Annotated in this window: 21 protein-coding genes; 10 read left to right on the top strand and 11 right to left on the bottom strand. The window is 65.7% G+C overall.

The window, feature by feature from the left end:
* Nucleotides 1-74 precede the first annotated feature (74 nt).
* The 5 genes from QX128_RS31660 (at nt 75) to QX128_RS31640 (ending at nt 6451) form a co-directional block, all read left to right on the top strand.
* A complete protein-coding gene (locus tag QX128_RS31660) occupies nt 75-1496 on the top strand; it encodes an amidase (protein ID WP_316239510.1) in 1422 nt (473 codons plus the stop codon).
* Nucleotides 1497-1897: 401 nt separating this feature from the next.
* The gene (locus tag QX128_RS31655) at nt 1898-3220 is read left to right on the top strand and encodes an MFS transporter (protein WP_315801343.1); all 1323 of its coding nucleotides are present in this window, start codon (nt 1898-1900) and stop codon (nt 3218-3220) included.
* Nucleotides 3221-3246: 26 nt separating this feature from the next.
* Entirely contained in the window at nt 3247-3909 is a 663-nt protein-coding gene (locus tag QX128_RS31650; RefSeq protein ID WP_316239509.1) for a sulfite oxidase-like oxidoreductase, read from the top strand.
* 192 nt (nt 3910-4101) lie between these two features.
* Nucleotides 4102-4467, top strand: coding sequence for a hypothetical protein (locus tag QX128_RS31645; protein ID WP_315801345.1), 366 nt, complete (start codon nt 4102-4104; stop codon nt 4465-4467).
* Between the two features lie 766 nt (nt 4468-5233).
* The gene (locus QX128_RS31640; protein ID WP_316239508.1) at nt 5234-6451 is read left to right on the top strand and encodes a bifunctional alpha/beta hydrolase/OsmC family protein; all 1218 of its coding nucleotides are present in this window, start codon (nt 5234-5236) and stop codon (nt 6449-6451) included.
* Here the strand turns inward: QX128_RS31640 and QX128_RS31635 are convergent, their stop codons facing one another.
* On the bottom strand, nt 6452-7525 hold the full coding sequence (locus QX128_RS31635; protein WP_316239507.1) for a YeeE/YedE family protein: 1074 nt from the start codon (nt 7523-7525) through the stop codon (nt 6452-6454).
* A 215-nt stretch (nt 7526-7740) separates the two neighbouring features.
* Between QX128_RS31635 and paaI the strand changes: the two genes are divergently transcribed.
* Both paaI and paaK read left to right on the top strand, forming a co-directional pair.
* Entirely contained in the window at nt 7741-8202 is a 462-nt protein-coding gene (gene paaI, locus QX128_RS31630) for a hydroxyphenylacetyl-CoA thioesterase PaaI (protein ID WP_316239506.1), read from the top strand.
* Nucleotides 8203-8206: 4 nt separating this feature from the next.
* Nucleotides 8207-9535, top strand: a complete 1329-nt coding sequence (gene paaK, locus QX128_RS31625; RefSeq protein WP_316239505.1) for a phenylacetate--CoA ligase PaaK — start codon at nt 8207-8209, stop codon at nt 9533-9535.
* Nucleotides 9536-9624: 89 nt separating this feature from the next.
* Here paaK and paaE read toward each other — a convergent pair whose 3' ends face one another.
* The 8 genes from paaE to QX128_RS31585 all read right to left on the bottom strand — a co-directional run bounded on the left by paaE (nt 9625) and on the right by QX128_RS31585 (nt 16005).
* Nucleotides 9625-10704, bottom strand: a complete 1080-nt coding sequence (paaE, locus tag QX128_RS31620) for a 1,2-phenylacetyl-CoA epoxidase subunit PaaE (protein WP_316218866.1) — start codon at nt 10702-10704, stop codon at nt 9625-9627.
* Nucleotides 10705-10809: 105 nt separating this feature from the next.
* A complete protein-coding gene (gene paaD, locus QX128_RS31615; RefSeq protein WP_316239504.1) occupies nt 10810-11313 on the bottom strand; it encodes a 1,2-phenylacetyl-CoA epoxidase subunit PaaD in 504 nt (167 codons plus the stop codon).
* On the bottom strand, nt 11307-12083 hold the full coding sequence (gene paaC, locus QX128_RS31610) for a 1,2-phenylacetyl-CoA epoxidase subunit PaaC (protein ID WP_316239503.1): 777 nt from the start codon (nt 12081-12083) through the stop codon (nt 11307-11309). Before paaC ends, paaD begins: the two co-directional genes overlap by 7 nt.
* A 141-nt stretch (nt 12084-12224) precedes the next feature.
* Nucleotides 12225-12512, bottom strand: coding sequence for a 1,2-phenylacetyl-CoA epoxidase subunit PaaB (gene paaB, locus QX128_RS31605; RefSeq protein WP_006613353.1), 288 nt, complete (start codon nt 12510-12512; stop codon nt 12225-12227).
* 15 nt (nt 12513-12527) lie between these two features.
* Nucleotides 12528-13517 (bottom strand): 1,2-phenylacetyl-CoA epoxidase subunit PaaA, encoded by a 990-nt coding sequence (gene paaA, locus QX128_RS31600; protein ID WP_316183426.1) that lies wholly within the window; start codon nt 13515-13517, stop codon nt 12528-12530.
* A gap of 78 nt (nt 13518-13595) precedes the next feature.
* On the bottom strand, nt 13596-14477 hold the full coding sequence (paaX, locus tag QX128_RS31595) for a phenylacetic acid degradation operon negative regulatory protein PaaX (RefSeq protein ID WP_315801354.1): 882 nt from the start codon (nt 14475-14477) through the stop codon (nt 13596-13598).
* Nucleotides 14478-14568: 91 nt separating this feature from the next.
* Nucleotides 14569-15045, bottom strand: a complete 477-nt coding sequence (locus QX128_RS31590; RefSeq protein WP_315801355.1) for a phasin — start codon at nt 15043-15045, stop codon at nt 14569-14571.
* 150 nt (nt 15046-15195) lie between these two features.
* Nucleotides 15196-16005: a hypothetical protein gene (locus tag QX128_RS31585; protein ID WP_316239502.1), complete on the bottom strand. Its 810-nt coding sequence runs from the start codon at nt 16003-16005 to the stop codon at nt 15196-15198.
* A 146-nt stretch (nt 16006-16151) separates the two neighbouring features.
* On the opposite strand from QX128_RS31585, the gene QX128_RS31580 reads away from it, so the two are divergent.
* Nucleotides 16152-17072: an alpha/beta hydrolase gene (locus tag QX128_RS31580; protein WP_315801357.1), complete on the top strand. Its 921-nt coding sequence runs from the start codon at nt 16152-16154 to the stop codon at nt 17070-17072.
* A 275-nt stretch (nt 17073-17347) separates the two neighbouring features.
* Here the strand turns inward: QX128_RS31580 and QX128_RS31575 are convergent, their stop codons facing one another.
* Nucleotides 17348-18352 carry an alpha/beta hydrolase gene (locus QX128_RS31575; protein ID WP_316218873.1) on the bottom strand — a complete coding sequence of 335 codons (1005 nt, stop codon included), beginning with the start codon at nt 18350-18352 and terminating at the stop codon, nt 17348-17350.
* Nucleotides 18353-18491: 139 nt separating this feature from the next.
* On the bottom strand, nt 18492-18752 hold the full coding sequence (locus tag QX128_RS31570) for a DUF6489 family protein (protein WP_315801359.1): 261 nt from the start codon (nt 18750-18752) through the stop codon (nt 18492-18494).
* A gap of 524 nt (nt 18753-19276) precedes the next feature.
* Between QX128_RS31570 and QX128_RS31565 the strand changes: the two genes are divergently transcribed.
* A complete protein-coding gene (locus tag QX128_RS31565; protein ID WP_315801360.1) occupies nt 19277-20872 on the top strand; it encodes an ABC transporter substrate-binding protein in 1596 nt (531 codons plus the stop codon).
* Nucleotides 20873-20980: 108 nt separating this feature from the next.
* On the top strand, nt 20981-21961 hold the full coding sequence (locus QX128_RS31560) for an ABC transporter permease (RefSeq protein ID WP_316239501.1): 981 nt from the start codon (nt 20981-20983) through the stop codon (nt 21959-21961).
* Nucleotide 21962 lies beyond the last annotated feature (1 nt).

Below are 21962 nucleotides of genomic sequence, written 5' to 3'. Positions count from 1 at the left end.
GCGACCTTTCCACGTCCGGCGAAACATGGTCTACAACACAGCGCCGGGATGCTTCCAATCAGGAGAACCAAGCTTTGGCCGACCAAGGATTGATCCGCGAGACCGCCTGCGCCGTCGTCGACAAGTTGAAGGCCGGCGAGGTCACCCCGCTCGATTGCCTCGATGCATTGGAAGCGCGCATCACGGCCGTCGACGGCAAGGTGAATGCGCTGCCGACGCTGTGCTTCGATCGCGCGCGCGATCACGCCAAGGCGCTGATGCAGAAGAAGGCCTCTGAACGCGGCCTGCTCGCCGGCATGCCCGTGCCGATCAAGGATCTCACCGACGTCCAGGGCGTACTGACCACGCAGGGCTCGCCGATCTTCAAGGACCGGATTCCGGAACACTCCGATCTCCTGGTCGAGCATCTCGAAGCCAATGGCGGCGTGATCTACGCCAAGTCGAACACGCCGGAGTTCGGCGCCGGCGCCAACACCTTCAACGAGGTGTTCGGTGCGACGCGCAATCCCTGGGATACGTCGCGCTCGGCCGCCGGCTCGTCGGGCGGCGCAGCGGTTGCGCTTGCGACCGGCATGGCGTGGCTGGCGCACGGCTCGGACATGGGCGGCTCGCTGCGCAACCCCGCGAGCTTCTGCGGCATCGTCGGCCTGCGCCCGAGCTTCGGCCGCGTCGCGCATACGCCGGCCGTCGCCATCGACCGCAATCTCGGCGTCCAGGGCCCGATGGCCCGCAATGTCGAGGACCTCGCGCTGCTGCTCGACGCGATGAGCGGCGAGCACGCCGCCGACCCGATCTCGCTGCCCTCGCCCGCGACCTCCTTCCTCACCGCGGCCCGCTCCGGCAAGAAGCCGATCCGCGTCGCCTATTCGCCCGATCTCGGCATCACGCCAGTCGACCCCGAAGTGATCGCGGTCACCCGCAAGGCGGCGCAGCGTTTCTCCGAGCTCGGCGTCATCGTCGAGGAGGCGCATCCGGACTTCAGCGAGGCGCATGAATGCTTCCACGTGCTGCGCGCGCTCGACTTCGCGATGAGCAAGCAGGAGCTGCTGCGCACCAAGCGCGACCTGCTCAAGCCCGAAGTGATCTGGAACATCGAGGAAGGGCTGAAGCTCACCGTCGCGCAGATCACCCGCGCCGAAGCGCAGCGCGTGGCGATGACCGCGCGCGCCGTCAAGTTCTTCGAGACCTATGACCTGCTGCTGGCGCCGGCGACCATCGTGCCGCCCTTCCCGGTCGAGAACCGCTACGTCGCCGAATGCGCCGGACAGAAGTTCGACAACTACGTGCAGTGGCTCGGCATCGTCTACGCCATCACGCTCGCCTGCTGCCCGGCGCTTTCGCTGCCATGCGGCTTCACCGCGTCGGGCCTGCCGGTGGGGTTGCAGGTGATCGCGCGGCCGCGCAACGACGCCGGTTTGCTGGCGGGTGCCAAGCTGCTCGAGGACGTGCTGGGAGTCGCCAGCTCCACGCCGATCGATCCGCGCGCGCCGAGGTGAAATGCTCCCCCTCACCCTGAGGAGCCGCGCAGCGGCGTCTCGAAGGGTGAGGCCCGGGCGCTTGGCCTCATGGTTCGAGACGCCCGCCTTCGGCGGGCTCCTCACCATGAGGGTTGAGATTCTCGCTGGCCTGCACAGTTCGCTCTTCCCGGCATGACCTTCCCCCTCACCCTGAGGAGCTCGCCGAAGGCGAGCGTCTCGAAGGGCGAGGCCCCGAACCTTGGCCTGATGGTTCTCCCAGCGAGGCGGAGCAGCGCCCCTCACCATGAGGGCCGGCAGTTCTGCTTTGATTGGCGCAGAGTTCCATGCGCTGAACATGGGACCCATGTCCGTTATCGTCTGTTGGCAATCCCTGCGGCTGCCGTAGAAGGGCCGCAAATCACGCTTGCCGGAGACCGGATATGACAGACCAGGCGATCGAGCCTGCCACCGAGACCACGTCGCTCGCCGACGTCGAGCGCCGCATCAAGGCGATCCTGATCGGCTCGGCCGGCAACCTGGTCGAATGGTACGATTTCTATGCCTATACGGCGTTCGCATTGTATTTCGCGCCGGCCTTCTTTCCATCGAAGGACCCGGTGGTCGAGCAGCTCAACGCCGCTGTCGTGTTCGCCGCGACCTTCCTGATGCGCCCGCTCGGCGGCTGGCTGTTCGGCTATCTCGCCGATCACCACGGCCGGCGGCTGTCGCTGACGGTCTCGGTGCTCTGCATGTGCTTCGGCTCGCTGATCATTGCGGTGACGCCGACCTATGCCACCATCGGCATCGCCGCGCCGATCATCCTGGCGCTCGCCCGCGTCATCGAGGGCCTCAGCCTCGGCGGCGAATATGGTGCCAGCGCCACCTATCTGTCCGAGGTCGCCGACGCCAGGCATCGCGGCTTCTATTCGAGCTTCCAATACGTCACGCTGATCGGCGGCCAGCTCACCGCGATCATCGTGCTCCTGCTGTTGCAGAAGGTGTTCCTGACCCCGGACGAATTGCGGGCCTGGGGCTGGCGCATTCCGTTCGCAATCGGTGCCGGCCTCGCGATCTTCGTGGCGGTGATGCGGCGGAACCTGCACGAGACCGAGGCCTTCGTCGAGGCCAAGAAGACCGTCGGCCCTTCCGGCTCGATCACCGCGCTGTTCAAATATCCGCGGGAGCTCCTGCTGGTGGTCGGCCTGACCGCGGGCGGCACCGCCGCATTCTACACCTTCACCACCTACATGCAGACCTTCGTGAAACTCTCGGTCGGCCTGACAGCGGACCAGACCACGATGGTGATCTTCGGCTCGCTGCTGTTCGCCTGCGTGCTGCAGCCCCTCTATGGGGCGATCTCCGATCGCATCGGCCGCAAGCCGCTGCTGATCTTCTTCGGCGTCGCCGGCACGCTGGCGACGATTCCGATTCTGACCGTGCTGAAGGGCACCAAGGAGCCGTTCACGGCCTTCCTGCTGATCTGCGGCGCCTGGATCTTCACGGCGGGCTACACCTCGATCAACGCGGTGGTGAAGGCCGAGCTGTTTCCGACCAATGTCCGTGCGCTCGGTGTCGGCCTGCCCTACGCGATCACCGTCTCGCTGTTCGGCGGCACCGCGCCGGCGATCGCGCTCTACTTCAAGAGCATTGGGCACGAGACCTGGTTCTATTATTATCTCACAAGCGTGATCTTCCTGTCGCTGCTCATCTATGCGACCATGCGTGACACCAAGCATGCGTCGGCGATGCATCGGCACGAATGAGCAGGACGAACTGACGAGGGGTGCCGATGGCTGACGAGTCCGGGCTGCCGCCCGAGAGCAAGCTGAGCCGAGCCAAGGAGCGCTGGGCGCGCGAAGGCAAGTTCCTGACCGGCCGCATCGTGCGGCCCGACGACCAGCGCCTGCCGCCGGGCCAGCACCTGACCCGCGACTGGCCGGTGCTCGATCTCGGCCTGACGCCGTCGGTCACATCGGAGCGCTGGCGGCTCGACGTCTACGGCGCGGTGGAAAATCCCCTGTTCTGGGACTGGACTGCCTTCCGCGCCCAGGAGCAGCGCCAGTTCACATCCGACATTCACTGCGTGACGACCTGGTCGCGTTACGACAATCAATGGGAAGGGCTTGCGACGCGCGACCTGCTTGCCGCCTGCCGGCCGCGCGACGGCGCTGATTTCGTCGTGCTGCATTCCTACGACGGCTACACGACCAATCTGACGCTGGAGGATTTCGCCGCCGAGGATGCGCTGCTCGCGCACAGCTGGTCCGGCGCGCCGCTCACCAGGGAGCACGGCGGCCCGGTGCGGGTCGTGGTGCCGCATCTGTATTTCTGGAAGAGCGCAAAGTGGCTGAAGGCGATCGAGTTTCTCGACTCCGACAAACCCGGCTATTGGGAGGTGCGCGGCTATCACAACCGCGGTGATCCCTGGGCCGAGCAGCGCTATTCGGAGTGATCGGGCTCCGCTCAAGCCAGGCCAACGGAGCCGTAGGGTGGGCAAAGACGCGAAGCGTCGTGCCCACCGTCGCCCCGCAAAAAAGAAAAGAATGGTGGGCACGCTTCGCTTTGCCCACCCTACGGACTACATGTTATCGCTTCCGCACCGAAGCGCGGCCACCGCGATATCCTAACGTGCCAGAGACACAACATGGAGTTCACCTCAGAAACCGGCAAAATACCCAAGGGCTATGGGTACCTTCTCAAGCCGAGCGTCATCCTGGCCGCGCTGACCGCACGAGATCTCGGCGGCATTCGCATCCACCTCGTTCGCAGCCACGGCCGGCGTCTGTTCGATGCGCGATATCGGCCGCCGGACGGCGACATTCCATATGAGCGTCTCAACATCAAAGTGGGCACAGCGCACGAGCGCGACTTGCCCCCACTCCGCCGGCAGGCGAAGGACGAAGCTCTTCCCGAGCTGGTCCGATGGATTGCCGATCTCGTCGCGCAGGACCTGCCGACAGCGATCCGGAACGGTGAGCAGGTGATCGAGCTGCTGCCTCAGCGCGAGTGATCGTGGCGGGGCTGGTGAGATTGATCGCGGATCTAGGCTGGCAACAGCCCAACGTCGCAACGCGCGAGCTGGCTAGTTAGTTACTCCGTCATGGCCGGGACAAGCCCGGCCATGACGATGAGGAGACAGGTGAGCGCAAAACTCCGCTCGCGGATAGCCTTGGCACCCGGGCGGTATTGCCGCTATTGCCAAAGCTCGCATCCCAAAACATTCCCCTTGCCAATTTCTGAAAATCGTGATTTACTCCCACCGTCCCGCCTCGTTGCAGAGGGGCGTATCGCGATCGTCACGGACGTGGAGCGCGGGATGCGGTGGGCGCAACGGGTCGCAGCATGGTTGTCCATGCGGACGAACGATCCGGTGCGCACGGTGAAATCGTGTGGTCTCGGCGCCGCGGTGCTGGCGTCAAGTCGTGGTGCGGTTGACGCGCATCGCGATGACGGGGGCAAGACAGCCGTTCCCCGGAGAGAGCGCGTATAAGCCGTTCCAACCATTGCGCAGGGAAGGCCGGGATGTCCTCAGCCGAACCTGTGGTTCTGCCGCCTGCATTTTTTCCGCAGGCGGGCCATGGGGGCGGCAGGCTCCCGACCTTCCCTGCGCCCTCTCGCTTCAAGAGGGCGACGATCCGCAAAGCTCGGGCCTTGCAGGCCGCGAGAATGCCCCATCATATCTGCGTGTACGGCGATGTCTGTTATATCTCGATGTGAGACCATGCGATGTCATCGCCGCGCGCGGCCGTGAAGACGCAACGGATGGGGACCACATAATGCCGACCGAACGTTTCCAGTTTGAAGGCGCCAGCGGCGACAAGCTTTCTGCCGCGCTCGAGCTGCCCGGCGGCGCGCCGCGCGCTTACGCGCTGCTCGCGCATTGCTTCTCCTGCGGCAAGGACACCCACGCCGCGCGGCGCATCGCCATGGCGCTGACGGCGCATGGCATCGCCGTGCTGCGGTTCGACTTCACCGGCCTCGGCTCCAGCGAAGGCGACTTCGCCAACACGACGTTCTCCTCCAACGTCGCCGACCTCGTCCGCGCCGCCAATCATCTGCGTGAAACGCGGCAGGCGCCGGCCATCCTGATCGGCCACAGCCTCGGCGGCGCCGCCGTGCTGGCCGCGGCCGGCGACATCCCCGATGCGAAGGCGGTGGTGACGATCGCGGCGCCGTCGGATCCGGCCCATGTGACGGCGCTGTTCAAGGACCGACTCGAGGCGATCCGCCGCGACGGCTCGGCCGAGGTCTCGCTCGCGGGGCGCCCGTTCCGGATCAGCAGCTCCTTCCTCGACGACATCGCCGAGCAGCGCCTGCTCGACAAGATCAAGCATCTGCACAAGGCGCTGCTGGTGATGCACTCGCCCCTCGACGACACCGTCGGTATCGACAACGCAACGAAGATCTTCGTCGCCGCCAGGCATCCCAAGAGCTTCATCTCGCTCGATCACGCCGATCATCTCATCAGCGGGAAGGAGGACGCCGCCTACATCGCCGAGGTGATCGCGAGCTGGGCCGGCCGCTACGTCGCGCCGGAGGCCGCCGAGCCGGCGCCCGCGGATGGCCCGCGCGACGTGGTCGTGCGCGAGACCAGGTCGAGCAAGCTGCAGCAGGCCATCGCGCTCGGCCCGCATCATCTCACCGCCGACGAGCCGCTCTCCGTCGGCGGCCAGGACACGGGCCCGGGCCCCTACGACCTGCTGCTCGCGGCGCTCGGCGCCTGCACCTCGATGACGATGCGGCTCTATGCCGACCGCAAATCCCTGCCGCTCGACCGCATCACGGTCACCCTGCGCCACAGCAAGATCCATGCGGAAGATTGCGCGGAATGCGAGACCAAGGTCGGGCTGATCGATCAGCTCGACCGCGAGATCCACCTCGACGGCGCGCTCGATGAGGAGCAGCGCAGGAAGCTGATGGAGATCGCCGACAAATGCCCGGTGCACCGGACGCTGACGTCGGAGATCCGCATCGTCACGCGCGCGGCGGAGTGATCAACGCGCCGCCTGCGGCTCGATCTTCAGCGGCCTGACGCGCAACGCTCCGCGCAGGCCGGCCGCCGTGCCGATGAAGATGCCGGCGATGGCGACGAACGAGGGCAGCGCCAGGGTCGACAGTCCCGTGAGCCCCTGCCCGACCGAGCAGCCCAGCGCCATCACGCCGCCGATGCCCATCAGCGCGGCGCCGCCCGCCGAGCGCAGCATATGCTGCGGCGAATGAAAGCCCTCGAGCTTGAAGCGGCGCGTCGCCACGGCGGTAACGAGGCTGCCGGCGAGCACCCCGGCCACGGTGGCGATGCCGAAATTCGCGGTCGAGCCGGTCGACAGCATGATGTATTGCAGGGCATCGGCGATCGGCGCGACGAAGGTCAGGGACGCCACCGGCACGGGGTTGAAATCGTCCGCGCCGAGATAGCCGGTCGCGAACCAGCCGCCTGCGATCAGCAGGCCGACGATGAGGCCCGCGAGCATCTGGCCGGGCGCGCGCCGGAAGGGCGCATGCGCAAAGGCGAAGACGATCAGCGCGCCGCCGAGCGCGAGCGCCGGCAGCAGCCGCGCCGCGGCACCATGCAGGCCACCGACCGAGAGCACGGCCGGCAGCGACGTCGCGGTCGCCGTGGTCTGCGAGCCCTGCATCAGCGCGATGCGCAGCGGCGCGATCAGGCCCTTCAAGGTCATCTCGGCGGCGATCGCCAGCACCGTCACGACAACGAAGGAGCGCAGATTGCCGCGGCCGAGCAGCACCAGCGCGCGCGAGCCGCAGCCATTGGCGAGCACCATGCCGTAGCCGAACAGGACACCGCCGGCGAACATCAGCGGCACCGAGAAGGTCGGCTGCAGATAGATCGACTTGCCGAGATCGACGGCGCCGTTGGCCGCGAGCAGCTGTGTGGCGATGATGGCGATGCCCATCGCCAGGGCGTAACTTCGCACCAGGCGGCTGTCGCCGTCGGCCCACCAGCCGCGCAGGCTGCTCATCATGCAGAAGCCGCTGAGCAGCCCCACCACGCCATAGACCAGGCCGATACCGAGACCGGTTACGACGGCGACATCAGCAGCTTCCGGCACGCGCAGGAGTCCTTCTGGTTGCGGAAAAGAGGCGGCGGCACGCGGGCTGCGCAAGCACCGCTTTCGCTTGACGCGCGCGGATTATTCGCCACGATATCGAGCTTAACTAGTTCAGAATGCTTGTTCCAACAAGCATCAACGGGAGAGAATGCCGTGGTGTCACCAGCGCATCCTCATGCGCCGATCTTGGCCTGTTCGCCGCCGGGGGCTCGCCGGTGAGTGGCGCGGCCCCGCTCTCCCCCGACGCGCTCGCCCGCGCTTGCGCCGATGCCATGTGGCAGGACGATCGCGCCAGCCAGGGCCTGGGCATGCAGATCATCGAAATCGGCCCAGGCTGCGCGACGCTGCGCATGACCATCCAGCCGCACATGGTCAACGGCCACGGCATCGCCCATGGCGGCTTCATCTTCACGCTGGCCGATTCCGCGTTCGCGTTCGCCTGCAACTCCCACAATGACCGCACCGTGGCGGCCCAGGGCAGTATCAGCTTCATCCGGCCGGGCAAGCTCGGCGATGTGCTGACCGCCCGCGCCAGCGAGGTGTCGCGCAGCGGGCGCTCCGGCATCTACGACGTCCGCGTCAGCGCCGAAGACACCGTGATCGCGGAGTTTCGCGGCCATTCCCGCAGCATCGGCGGCACGCTGGTGCCGACCCCCACGGCTCTGCCGGAGGACTGACACGATGACATCGAGCAAACCTCAACCGGCCGGCAGCTACGTACCCGAGATGGACGGCACCGAGCGCGCCTCGCGCGACCAAATCATGGCGCTGCAGACCAAGCGCCTCGCCTGTTCGCTGACGCACGCCTATGACAACGTCGCCCATTACCGTCGCGCCTTCGACAAGGCTGGCGTGCATCCCTCCGACTTCCGCGAGCTTGCCGACCTGGCCAAGTTTCCGTTCACGGTCAAGACGGACCTGCGCGACAATTACCCGTTCAACATGTTCGCAGTGCCGCGCGAGCAACTGGTGCGGGTGCATGCCTCGTCGGGCACGACGGGCAAGCCGATCGTGGTCGGCTATACCCGCAACGATATCGCGACCTGGTCCACCGTCATGGCGCGCTCGATCCGCGCTGCCGGCGGCCGCAGCGGCATGATCATCCACAATGCCTATGGTTACGGCCTGTTCACCGGCGGTCTCGGCGTCCATTACGGCGCCGAGCAGCTCGGCTGCACGGTGGTGCCGATCTCCGGCGGCATGACCGAGCGGCAGGTGCAGTTGATCAATGATTTCAGGCCCGACATCATCACGGTGACGCCGAGCTACATGCTGGCCATCCTCGACGAGTTCAAGCGCCAGGGGCTCGACCCGCGGCAGAGCTCGCTCAAGATCGGCATCTTCGGCGCCGAGCCATGGACCAATGCGATGCGCGCCGAGATCGAGGATGCGTTCGCGATGGACGCCACCGACATCTACGGCCTGTCCGAGGTGATCGGTCCGGGTGTGGCGCAGGAATGCCTGGAGACCAAGGACGGGCTGCACATCTGGGAGGATCATTTCTATCCGGAGATCGTCGATCCCGACACCGGCAAGGTGCTGCCCGACGGCGAGATCGGCGAGCTGGTGTTCACCTCGTTGACCAAGGAGGCCTTTCCCGTCATCCGCTATCGCACCCGCGATCTGACGCGGCTGCTGCCGGGCACCGCGCGGCCGGGCATGCGCCGCATGGAGAAGGTCACGGGCCGTTCCGACGACATGATCATCCTGCGCGGCGTGAATCTGTTCCCGTCACAGATCGAGGAGATCCTGCTGTCGACCGAATGGTGCGGCGGCCATTTCATGCTGGAGCTGACCCGCGAAGGCCGCATGGACGAGCTGACGATCTACGCGGAGTCGCGCCCGGAGCACTGGGACGAGACCGGCCTCGGCGCGCACGCCGAGCGGATCTCGATCCACATCAAGAACACCATCGGCCTGACCGCCAAGGTGAAGGTGGTGGCACCAGACACGCTGGAGCGCTCGGCCGGCAAGGCGAAACGGATCAAGGACAAGCGGCCGGTGGGGTAGTTGGGGAGTGCGCCGCGCTGTCACCCCTCATGGTGAGGAGCGCCGAAGGCGCATCTCGAACGACGAGTCCCGCTCCATACATCGCCATCTCACATATGATCGTAATCCACCACCACCCGCTCCGTCACCGGCTTGGCCTGGCACGTCAGCACGAATCCGGCCTTGAGCTCCCACGGCTCCAGCGAGTAGTTCAGCTCCATCTCGGCCTTGCCTTCGACCAGCTTGGCGCGGCAGGTGGAGCACATGCCGCCCTTGCAGGCGAATGGCAGGTCGACGCCGGCGCGGAGTGCGGCGTCGAGGATGGCCTCGCCGTCGGCGACCGGGACCTCGCGGCGCTTGCCGTCGATGATCAGGGCGGCGACCGCCTTGGGCGGCGCCGTATCGGGCACGACAGCTCTCGGCCGCGGCTTGCCGCCCGCACCGGAGACGAAGCGCTCGACGTGGATGCGCTCGTCGGCAATGCCGAGGATGTGGCAGGCAGCCTCGATGTCCTCGCTCATCCCGGTCGGACCGCAGATGAAAACGTGGTCGACCGTCTCCGCCGGCACCAGCGAGCGCAAGAGCATACGCACCTTTTCGCTGTCAAGACGACCGTGCAGGATCGGAAGATCCTGCTCCTCGCCGGAGATGACGTGGAACACCGAGAAGCGGTCGAGGAAGCGATCCTTCAGCTCCTCCAGTTGCTCGCGGAACAGCATGCCGGCGGTCGTGCGGTTGCCGTAGAACAGGAAGAAGCGGCTGTCCGGCTCGCGCGCCAGCACGGCCTTCACGATCGACAGGATCGGCGTGATGCCCGAGCCAGCGGCAAATCCGACATGGGTGCGCGCCGCCGCAGGATCCAGCGCCACGCCAAAACGTCCGGTCGGCGTCATCACGTCGATCTCGTCGCCGCGCTTCAATTCGTCGGTGACGAAGCTCGAGAACGCGCCGCCATCGACGCGCTTCACGGCGATGCGGATCTCGTTGTCATCGGGGCCGGAGCAGATCGAATAAGAGCGCCGGACTTCCTCGCCGCCGAGCGTCGTCTTCAGCGTGAGATACTGTCCGGGCGCGAAGCGATAGTCGTCCGCGAGTTCGTTTGGAATGGCAAACGTCAGCGACACCGCATCCGGTGCCTCCCGGCGCAGGTCACGGATGGCGAGACGGTGAAAGCGCGGCGTTGTCGACATCGAACCCATCCTCACGTCATTGCGAGGAGCGAAGCGACGAAGCAATCCAGGGCTCCGGGCGTGGCCCTGGATCGCGTCGCTGCGCTCGCGATGACGGCTTTAGCATCAGTGACACTTGAAGTAATCGAACGGCTCGCGGCACGATCTGCAGCGCCACAACGCCTTGCACGAGGTCGAGCCGAACTCGGCGAGTTGCTCGGTGTCATCAGACCCGCATTGCGGACACGCCACCTCGGCCACACCAAACAGCGCGCGCCGGCCACTCGACGGCGGCGGCGGCGCGATGCCGTACTCCCGCAGCTTGCGTCGCCCTTCCTCGCTCATCCAGTCCGTGGTCCAGGCCGGCGACAGCACAATGCGCACGCTGGCCTCGCGGAAGCCGGCGCGCTCCAGCGCCAGCTCGATCTCCAGCGCGATCATGTTCATCGCCGGGCAGCCGGAATAGGTCGGCGTGATCGCGACCTCCACCCGTTCCCCGACCACCTCGACCTCGCGCAGCACGCCGAGATCGTCGATCGTCAGCACCGGGATTTCCGGATCGGCCACCGACCCCGCCGCCTCCCAGGCGCGCTGGCGGAGTTCGGCAGGACTGGTGTCGGCGACTACCACGTCGCACCGGGGAAGCTGCGCTGCATGTATTGCAGCTCGCTCAGGAGATGGCCGAGATGCTCGCTGTGGCGGCCGTCGCGGCCGCCCTGCTGCATCCAGTCGTTCTCAGGCAGCACGAGGGTCGCCTCGCGCGCGACATGCGAGACGATCGACAGCCATTCCGTCAGCAGCATCGTCGGGTCGATCGCGATGCCGGCATCGATCAGTCCGCGCTCGGAGTCGTCGACGCTGAACATCTCGCCGGTGTACGCCCAGAGATCGTCGATCGCGGCCTGCGCGCGGGCGTGGCTCTCGTCGGTGCCGTCCCCGAGCCGGATCACCCACTCGCTGGCATGGCGCAGATGATAGGCGGATTCCTTCTCCGACTTGGCCGCGATGGCGGCGAGCGTCGCATCGGTCGAGCCCATCATGCCGCGCCAATACAGATCGGCGAAAGCCGCGTAGAACAGCTGCCGCACCATCGTGTGCGCGAAATCGCCATTCGGACGCTCGACCAGCAGCAGGTTGCGGTACTGCCTGACGTCCCGGAGATAAGCGAGCTTATCCTCGTCATTGTCGCGGCCCTCGACCTTTGCCGCGTAGCCATAGAGCTCGCGCGCCTGGCCGATCAGGTCGAGCGCCATGTTGGACAGCGCCATGTCCTCTTCGAGCATGGGCGCGTGGCCGCACCATTCGGAGAGGCGATGACCGAGGATCAGCGCATCATCGGCGCGGCGCAAGGTGTAGAGCACCAGCGGCGTTTCGGAGACAGTGATCGAGGGGGCGGTCATGACGTTTCGCCTCTGAAGCCACGCATTTGACCTCCTCCAGGAGCCCGCCGCAGGCGGGCGTCTCGAGGATGGGCCAGGAGCCGTATCGGGCCTCATGGTTCGAGACGGCGCTGCGCGCCTCCTCACCATGAGGAGTTGCACCTACATATGTCCGACTTCCTCGGGCACTTCATAAAAGGTCGGATGCCGATAGATCTTCGTTTCCGCCGGCTCGAACATCATGCCCTTGTCGGCGGGATCGGACGCGGTGATGGCGCTCGACGGCACCACCCAGATCGACAGGCCCTCGCCGCGCCGGGTGTAGAGGTCGCGCGCGGCCTGCAGCGCCATGGTCGCGTCCGGCGCATGCAGCGAGCCGCAATGCTTGTGCGCGAGCCCGTTGCGGCTGCGGATGAAGACCTCCCACAACGGCGTGTTCGGTGTCGCCATCTCGCTCTCCCTTGTCTATTCGGCGGCCTGCGCCATCCGGCGCTGCGCACGCTTCTCGGCGTAGGCGGCCGCGGCTTCGCGCACCCACGCGCCGTCGGCATGCGCCTTGCGGCGCGCCGCCATACGGTCGCGGTTGCACGGGCCGTTGCCGGCCAGCACCTGCTTGAACTCGTTCCAGTCGATCGGACCGTGCTGCCAGTGGCCCTGCTCGTCCTGCGTCATCGCTGGATCGGGAATCGTCAGGCCGAGATATTGCGCCTGCGGCACGGTGGCATCGATGAACTTCTGGCGCAGCTCGTCATTCGAGAAGCGCTTGATCTTCCACTTCGTCGAGGCGTCGCTGTGCTGGCTGGCCTGATCCGGCGGGCCGAACATCATCAGCACCGGCCACCACCATCTGTTCAACGCATCCTGCGCCATCGCCTTCTGCTCGGGCGTGCCGCGGCAGAGCGTGAGCATGATCTCGTAGCCCTGGCGCTGGTGGAACGATTCCTCCTTGCAGACGCGGATCATCGCGCGCGCATAGGGGCCGTAGGAGCAGCGGCACAGCGGGATCTGGTTCATGATCGCGGCGCCATCGACCAGCCAGCCGATCACGCCGATATCCGCCCAGGTCAAGGTCGGGTAGTTGAAGATCGAGGAGTACTTGGCCTTGCCGGCCAGCATCGCGTCGACCAGTTCCTCGCGCGAGGCGCCAAGCGTCTCGGCCGCGGCGTAGAGATACAGCCCATGGCCGCATTCGTCCTGGACCTTGGCGAGCAACGCCGCCTTGCGGCGCAGGCTCGGCGCGCGCGTGATCCAGTTGCCCTCGGGCAGCATGCCGACGATCTCGGAATGGGCGTGCTGGGAAATCTGCCGGACCAGCGTCTTGCGATAGGCCGACGGCATCCAGTCGTTCGGCTCGATGCGCTCCTCGGCATCGATGCGCGCCTGAAAGCGCGAGGCGCGTCCGGCGTCCTCGGCGAAGCTGCCCTCCTCGGGCGAATTGAGCGCCTGCGTGTACATGCGGCGGCGTCCTCCCAGGACTTGGTTGCCGCCAATATATAACGAGATTTTATCCGTGCAATCGAATTCTGTAATATATCAGCCCACCTCATGAGCATCGGCGAACCGCCGCAGCAGCGTCGCGCCGGCCGCAGGCAAAGGCCCCTCTTCATTGGTCGCGTGAGCGTCGAGCCATCGCTCGGAACCCGGCAGCAGCAGCCGGTAGATGTCGCCGCAGAGCACACGCGCTTGTCGTCCCGGCCAGTTCCCAGGCAGCAGCTCGGCCGGCAGCAAGGGATCGCGCAGCACGATGCGGCGGTAGTGATGGATCAGCAGGATGCGGGCGGTGAAGGCCTGGCCGTCGGACAGCGGCTCGCCGCGTTCGATGCTGGCCTTGAGCGGCGCAAAGGAGGCGCTGAACTTGCGATAGGCTTCCGCAGTCCGCTCCAGTGCCCAGCTCTCGGCGACCAGCCGCCGCGCCATATCCGAGCCTGCGGAGGCCTGCAGGCGGACCGCCCCCTCCACCGCGTCCGGCACGGCGATGCTCGAGGGCGCCACGAACACGCCCGGCAGCGGGCTGCCGAAGCCGGCGTCGCGCAGCGCGATCCGCGCCTGCTCGCGGTCATCAGCGCTGCCGATGAGCAGCAGTTCGAAGCTGCCGTTCCATTCCGCCGGCGGCGAATCGTAGATGTGGCGGGTGGCGCCGGCAAAGGTCTGCTCGCCGCGCCGGGTCAGGCGATAGAAGCTGTTGCGGCCGCTCTTCGTCCGCTCGAACCAGCCTTCCGCCGTCAGCCGCGACATCGCGGTGCGCACCACGCTGCCGTCGATCGCGAGCCCTTCGAAGAAGGCCAGCAGACTGCCGAGCCAGACGCTGCCGCCGCGCGGCACGATGGCGTCGCCGAACACGGTGATGATCAGCGAGCCCGTGCGCGACGGCTCGCTCTTGAGCTCATGGACGATGCGGGACAGCGGCTGCGGCATGGTGCAGGCTTTAGCCGGTTTCGCCCGATCGCAAAAGAAAAGGCCCGCATGGAGCGGGCCTTGCAGATGGATCGACTGACGCGCGAGGCGATCAGGCGGTCTTGTTGTAGGCCTTGGCCATGTTCTCCTGCGCGAGCTTGGCACCCTCGGTGACGAGCTTGCCGACATACTCGCTGGTCGACTTGGCGCGGGCGACGAGCGCCTCGCCTCGGGCACGGGCCAGCTCACCCTGGATCTGAACGGCTTCGCTGATCGACTTCGCGGACGCCAGCTTGTCCAGGCCGTCGAAGAACGCTTCGGTGTCCTGATACAGCGCCTGCTGGATGTTGCGGCTGATCTTGCCGGCCTCGGTCACGCCGTCGAACACGGCGGTTTCGATCGCCGACGTCACCTTCTCGGAGCCAGCGAGGGCCTCCGCAGCGCGCTCCTTGGCGGTCGAGGCGGTCTTCTTGACGAACTCCCGCGCGGACTCCGGCACTTCCATCGTCTGCAGGTTCTTGAACGCGTCGGTCACCGGCGCAAAGGCATCCTTGACGGTGTCGAACACGGTATTGGTCTCGGTGGTCATGGCTGTCTCCATCCTCAATGCTTCTGAGCTATGGCTCGCTCCGTCCCTTATGAAACCGGAGTGACTCAGCTATACCAGCACACATAGTGCATCGCAACAAAAATGTTGCAATGCACCATCCAGGGAGGATGGGGGAAAGGCCGTCCCCGCTCAAGTGCCCGACGGCGCATCATTGCCTTGGCGCGAGCCTCGATCAGGGCCGCCCCCATGCTTCTTGTTGCGAGACTTTCCGGGCCGGACCGGCTCGGCCGTTCCCGGCGCGGTCTCGACCGCCGCGGGTTCTGGTTCCGCCGGCAGCGACGGTTTCATCACCCTGTCGAGCACCTCCCGGATCTCGCGCAGCTGCGCCTCGATGGACGCCATCGGGGCAGGACCGGACGGCTGCGCCGCCTTCAGAATCTGGTCGAGCAGCGCCTTGATCTCGCTCAACTGGGGCGTGACATCGATGGCAGGCTTCGTTCCGGGGAGCGGCGCTTTGGATGTGGCAACAAGCTCGTTGAGCAAGGCCTTGATCTCGTTCAGCTCAGGCGTGACGTCGACCGGAGCCGGCGCAACCGGCTGCGCCTTGGATGCGGTGAGAAGCGCGTCGAGCAAGCTCTTGATCTCATTCAACTGGGGAGCGAGATCCACCGGCGGTTTCGATGCCGGCAGCGGCATCTTCGCGGCGCCCAGCAGCTCCTTCAACAGCGCCCGCGTCTCCGCCAGTTCGCCTTCGATCGACGCCAGCCGCTCGTTGAGCGCAGTCAGTTGACCGCGGCTCGGCACGTTCATGCCGGCGAAGTAGTTTTCCATCAGATCGGCCATGGGCTTCTGTCCGTTTCCAGAACCAGTTGCAGGATCGTCGGAGGATGAGCGGGCCGCGCCCAGCGGGCGCAATCGCGTGAAGGCCGTGAAGCTCTTCTGCATCTCACCGACCATCTGCTGCCAGAATGCGATCGGATCGCCGGACTTGTTCACCATCGGCACGCTCCTTCAGGCCACGCGGAGACTCAACACAACCTATCATAGCACGTCATCGCTGCGATGCGGGAGGATCATGGGGCCGCTTCTCTCTGTCGGCGGAACCATGCCATAGATGGCCTGTTGGCCTTGAACGAGGGATCATCGTGACTGCAAATGCTCATCAGCCGCCGCAGACCGTGCGCGCCAACGGTATCGACATCTGCTACGAGATCTTCGGCGACCCGGCGGCCCCTCCTCTCGTGCTGATCATGGGCCTCGGCGGGCAGATGATCATCTGGTACGATGAGTTCTGCGAACAGCTCGCAAGCTGCGGCTTTCGCGTGATCCGCTTCGACAATCGCGACATCGGCCAGTCGAGCAAGCTGCATGGCGGACGCCGCCTGACGCCGTTCGAGCTGCTCAAGCTGCGCTTCTTCAACATTCCCGTCGCCGCGCCCTACAAGCTGCTCGACATGGCCAAGGACACGGTCGGCCTGATGGACGCACTCGACATCAAGTCGGCGCATCTGGTCGGCGCGTCGATGGGCGGCATGATCGCGCAGGAGATCGCGATCTCCTTTCCGCATCGCGTGCGCTCGCTGACATCGATCATGTCGACGACCGGCAATCCGCGCATCCCGCCGCCGACGCGCGAGGTCGCGATGCTGCTGATGGCGCCGCCGCCGAAGACCAAGGACGAGTACATCAAGCGCTTCCAGAGGACCTGGAAGGCGCTGCGCGTCGGCTCCTTCCCCGAGGACGAGGCAAGTGACGTGGCGCTCGCCGAACGCTGCTTCGCGCGCGGCATCAATCCCGCCGGCGTCGGACGTCAGTTGCGCGCGATCCTGGCCTCCGGCAGCCGCAAGCCGCGGCTGCATCTGGTGACCGCGCCGACACTCGTGATCCACGGCAAGGTCGACCCGCTGGTTCATCCCACCGCCGGCAAGGACACCGCGGAGTCGATTCCGAATGCCAAGCTCCTGATGATCGACGGCATGGGTCACGCCACCCCGCGGCCGATGTGGCCGCAGATCATCGACGCCATCGCCGAGCACGCGCACGGCGCGAATGCGCAGGCGGCGTAGAATGGCAGTCGGTGGTCACCGCCGCCGCCCGGAAACGAGCTGTCGTCCCGGCGAACGCCGGGACCCATAACCACCGGCTTTGGTGATGGCGACGGGCTGTGGCTCCAGCCCGCTTCAGCCATCCGGGCCTGTGGTTATGGGTCCCGGATCGGCGCCTGCCGACGCGTTGCGTCGACAGGCTTGTCCGGGACGACACATGTTGCTGGGGGTCGCTATTGCCTCACCCGACGCGAGTCTGTGTCTCAGCCGTTCTTCAAACGAACCGCCGGAAGCCCCTACCCAAACCTCCGCCGCCGCCATTCGATCAGCTTGGCGCTCACCTCCTCCGGCTGCTCCTGCTGCGTCCAGTGGCCGCTGTCGCGGACGAGATATTTCTCCAGGTCCGGGACAAGCTTCTCCATGCCGTCCGTGGCCGAGGGCGGCAGCACGGCATCGTTCTCCGCCATGATCATCAGCGACGGCACGCGCACCGTATGGTCGAGCCCTTCGGCGCGCTGCCAGTTGCGCGTCATGTTGCGATACCAGTTGATGCCGCCGGTGAAGCCGGTGCGCGTGAAGGTGTCGACGAACACCTGCTTCTCGGCCTCCGACAGGATCGGCTGCCGCGTGTCCTTGGCGGCGTCATAGGCCGCGATCATCTGCGGGAACGCCAGATTGAGCGACGGCGACGCTGCGATCCCGCCGGCCGGCGGCTCCGTCGGCGGCGCATCGCTGCGCGGCAGCGGCTTGCGCATGAACGCATCGAAGGTCTCCCCGACGCGGCTGCCGAAGATGCGGTCCGGCTCGCGTGCGGGATCCTGGAACTGCACGATGTACATCATGTCGCCGAACCGCTTGCGCATGATGGCGATGGGATCGGCAGGCGCGCGCGGCAGATGCGGCGTGTTGATGCCGACCACGCCCGCGACTCGATCGGGGTATCGCAGCGGCATCTGCCAGACGACGAAGCCGCCCCAGTCGTGTCCGACGAAGATCGCCTTGTCGATGTTGAGATGATCGAGCAGGCCGACGAGGTCGGCGGTGAGATGCTCGAGGTCATAGGCCTCGACCGGCTCCGGCCGGTCGGTCGCGCCATAGCCGCGCTGGTCGGGTGCGATGACGCGGATGCCAGCCTCGGCCAGCGCCTTGATCTGGTGCCGCCAGGAGAAGGCCAGCTCCGGCCAGCCGTGACAGAGGATCATCGGCGGCCTGTCGCTGACGGGGCCCGCCTCGTAATAGCCCATGCGAATGCCATTGGTCGTCGCGAACTGCAGCGCCGGCATCCAAGACGGATCGGTCATGCCTCCTCCCCTGAAGCTGTTCAGCCGGCCTTTTTCGACCGGTCTTCGGCTCCGGCGTGGAGCCTGCTCCATGCCGTGACGTCACGCCGCTTCTCCTCGGAGTTCCGCGCGAGCGAAATCCGAGCAGCCGTTTGCCTCGTCAGGCCGACTTCTTGTCGCTCGAACGGCTGCCGCCGAGGCCTGTCATGGTCAGCATCAGGTCCTGAAACCGTTCGGCCAGGCGAGGATCGAACGTGAACCAGCTCTGCATGATGGCTTCGGGCGTGAGCTTGTCGATGTTGCTCGTCATCTGGTTCTGCAGCCGGTCCATGACCGCGGCCTGCATCGGACCGACATCGGGAAGTCCGAAAAACTGCCGCGCTTCGAGCGGTGTGCAATCGATCTCGATATTGACTTTCATGTCCGCTCCGCTGTTCGAACCATCCCGACGCCAGCCCCGGGCCGGGCCCCCTTCACAAGGAACGCCCATCCCGGACTCTCGGCAGGGATGTCCAGTATCACCGCGCCGGCCCCCCTCTAGCAAGCGGCGCGTTGCTGCAGGTGCGCAATTCCCGGGACATGGTCAATCCGGCGGGCCCTCAGCCCGATCCCGGACGCCGCCTGTCGCGTGCGCTGCACAGCGGCCGCGGGGGATAACCATATCGTTTAGGCTTAAACAAACTGCACTTGTGTGCCGCCGCTGAACTCTGGCAACATATTCGGATCGATCTGCCGCGGGTCGTACGGCGCACCGCCAGGCCAGAGCCAACGGGATCAGTTCATTCCGGCGCGGCATCAGACTTGCAAGCATATCGCCCGGCGTCTTGTTGCTTCTTGAAGTTCGTGCAAGAGGCGCTGCAGACAACACGAACTTCGAAGCAAAGCAGGCCGGACATAATCGCGCCTGCCGAAAAACCAAGCGTCAAACGCGGAGAATTTGGACATATGTCGGGACGCAAATCCCTGCTCATCGCGGCAGCGGTCGCATTCGGCCTCGCCGTCATGCCGGCCTCGGCCCAGACCCTGCGCTATGCCAACCAGGGCACCCTGAAATCGCTCGATCCCTACACCTTCAAGGAATCGACCACGATTGCGCACCATGCTCACGTCTATGAGGGGCTGACCGCGCGCGACAAGGATCTGAAGATCATCCCCGCGCTGGCCGAGAGCTGGGAAACGCCCGAGCCGACCCGCTGGCGCTTCCATCTGCGCAAGGGCGTCAAGTTCCACAATGGCGAACCCTTCACCGCCGACGACGTGATCTTCTCCGCCGATCGTGTCCGCGCCACCGGCTCCAACTTCCTCTCCAACGTTCCGCCGGACGCAAAATTCATCAAGGTCGACGACTACACCGTCGACGTGAAGCTCGATGCCCCCAATCCCATCCTGATCTCGCAATGGGATACGTGGTACATCATGAGCAAGAAGTGGTGCGAGGACAACAACTCGGTCGCGCCGACGCCGGTGTCGGCAACCACGCCGAGCTACGCCGCGCTGCATGAGAACGGCACCGGCCCCTTCATCATCGAGAGCCATCAGCCCGGTGTGAAGACCGTGTTCAAGGTCAATCCGAACTGGTGGGGCAAGCCCGAGCACAATCTGAAGGAGATCGTGTTCACCACCATCGCTTCCGACGCCACGCGCGTCGCGGCGCTGCTGTCCGGCGAGGTCGACATCATCGAGCCGGTCCCGGTGCAGGATATCGGCCGCGTCGACTCGAGCCCGAACGCTCACGTCCTGAAGGGACCGGAGCTGCGCACGATCTTCCTCGGCATGGACGAGACGCGCGACGAGCTGTTGTACTCCAACGTCAAGGGCAAGAACCCGTTCAAGGACATCCGCGTCCGCGAGGCCTTCTACAAGGCGATCGACGTCGAGCTGATCAAGACCCGCGTCATGCGCGGCCTGTCGACGCCGTCGGCGCTGATGATCGCGCCGGAGCTGTTCCCGCTGTCGAAGGAGTTCACCCGGCCGAAATACGATCCCGACGCGGCCAAGAAGCTCCTGACGGAAGCCGGCTATCCCGACGGCTTCGAGGTCGGCATGGACTGCCCGAACGACCGCTACGTCAACGACGCCGCGATCTGCCAGGCCGTGGTCGGCATGCTCGCCCGCATCGGCGTCAAGGTGAACCTGAACGCGCAGCCCAAGGCGCAGTACTTCGCCAAGGTGCTGAAGCCCGGCGGCTACAACACCTCGTTCTTCCTGCTCGGCTGGACGCCCTCCTCGATGGACGCGCACAACGTGATGCACGACATCATGGGCTGCCGTGACGATGCCAAGGACCCGACCCGGGGCGAGGCCAATCTCGGCAATTACTGCAACAAGGAGTTCGACGCCCTGACCGACAAGGTCCTGGTCGAGACCGATACCGCCAAGCGCAATCAACTGATCAAGCAGGCGTTCGAGATCGGCATCAAGGATTACGGCTACATCCCGCTGCATCAGCAGGCGGTGGCCTGGGGCGTCTCGAAGAAGGTGAAGATTCCGCTGCGCGCCGACAACGCCGTGCTGCTGTTCCTCGCCACCAAGACCGAGTAGTCCTCACGCGACGACGAGTCCCGGAAAGCAGAACTGCTTTTCGGGACTTTTCATTTCCCGCGGCAGGTGCTACGCGCCGCCGCATCTTGAGGGACCTGAAAGGATCAGATGCTCGCCTTCGCGCTTCGCCGAGCAATTCAGGCCATCGGCGTCATGATCGCCGTCGGAATCATCGCGTTCGCCATGTTCCGATTCGCCGGAGATCCGGTGAGCCAGATCGTGCCGATCGATGCGTCGGCCGCGGAACGGGCCAGCATCCGCCAGTCGCTCGGGCTCGACGATCCCTTCATCGTGCAGTTCGGACGCTATCTGTTCGACGCGGCGCAGTTCAAGTTCGGGGTCTCCTATCAGTTCCGGCAGCCGGTCTCCGATCTCCTCAAGGAGCGCATGCCCGCCACACTGGAACTGGCGGTCTGCGCGACGATCCTGGCGCTGGTCTTCGGCATCCTGATGGGCGTGTTCTCGGCGCTGCACCGCGACTCCCTGCTCGCCAAGCTGTTCCAGATGCTGTCGCTGATCGGCATCTCCCTGCCGACCTTCCTGATCGGCATCCTCCTGATCTACCTGTTCTCGGTCACGCTGGGCTGGCTGCCGTCGTTCGGCCGCGGCGACACCGTCAGGTTCGGCTGGTGGACATCGGGCCTGTTCACCGTCTCCGGCTGGAAGGCGCTGATCATGCCCTCGATCACGCTCGGCCTGTTCCAGATGACCCTGATCATGCGGCTGGTCCGCGCCGAGATGCTCGAGGTGCTGCGCACCGACTATATCCGCTTCGCCCGCGCCCGCGGGCTGACCACGCGCGCGATCCATTTCGGCCACGCGCTGCGCAATACGCTGGTGCCGGTCATCACCGTGGTCGGCCTGCAGTTCGGTTCGGTGATCGCGTTCTCGATCATCACCGAGCAGGTGTTCCAATGGCCGGGCATGGGCCTGTTGTTCGTGCAGGCGGTGCAGAATGTCGACATCCCGATCATGGCGGCCTACCTGATGATGGTGTCGCTGATCTTCGTCACCATCAATCTCGTGGTTGATATCCTCTACACCGTGGTCGATCCGCGCCTGCGCGCGACCATCAGCCGTCCGGCCTGAT

The sequence above is a fragment of the Bradyrhizobium sp. SZCCHNR1015 genome, assembly GCF_032489875.1.
In the GTDB taxonomy this organism is placed as follows: Bacteria; Pseudomonadota; Alphaproteobacteria; order Rhizobiales; family Xanthobacteraceae; genus Bradyrhizobium.
This window is presented reverse-complemented; position numbering and strand designations above follow the sequence as displayed.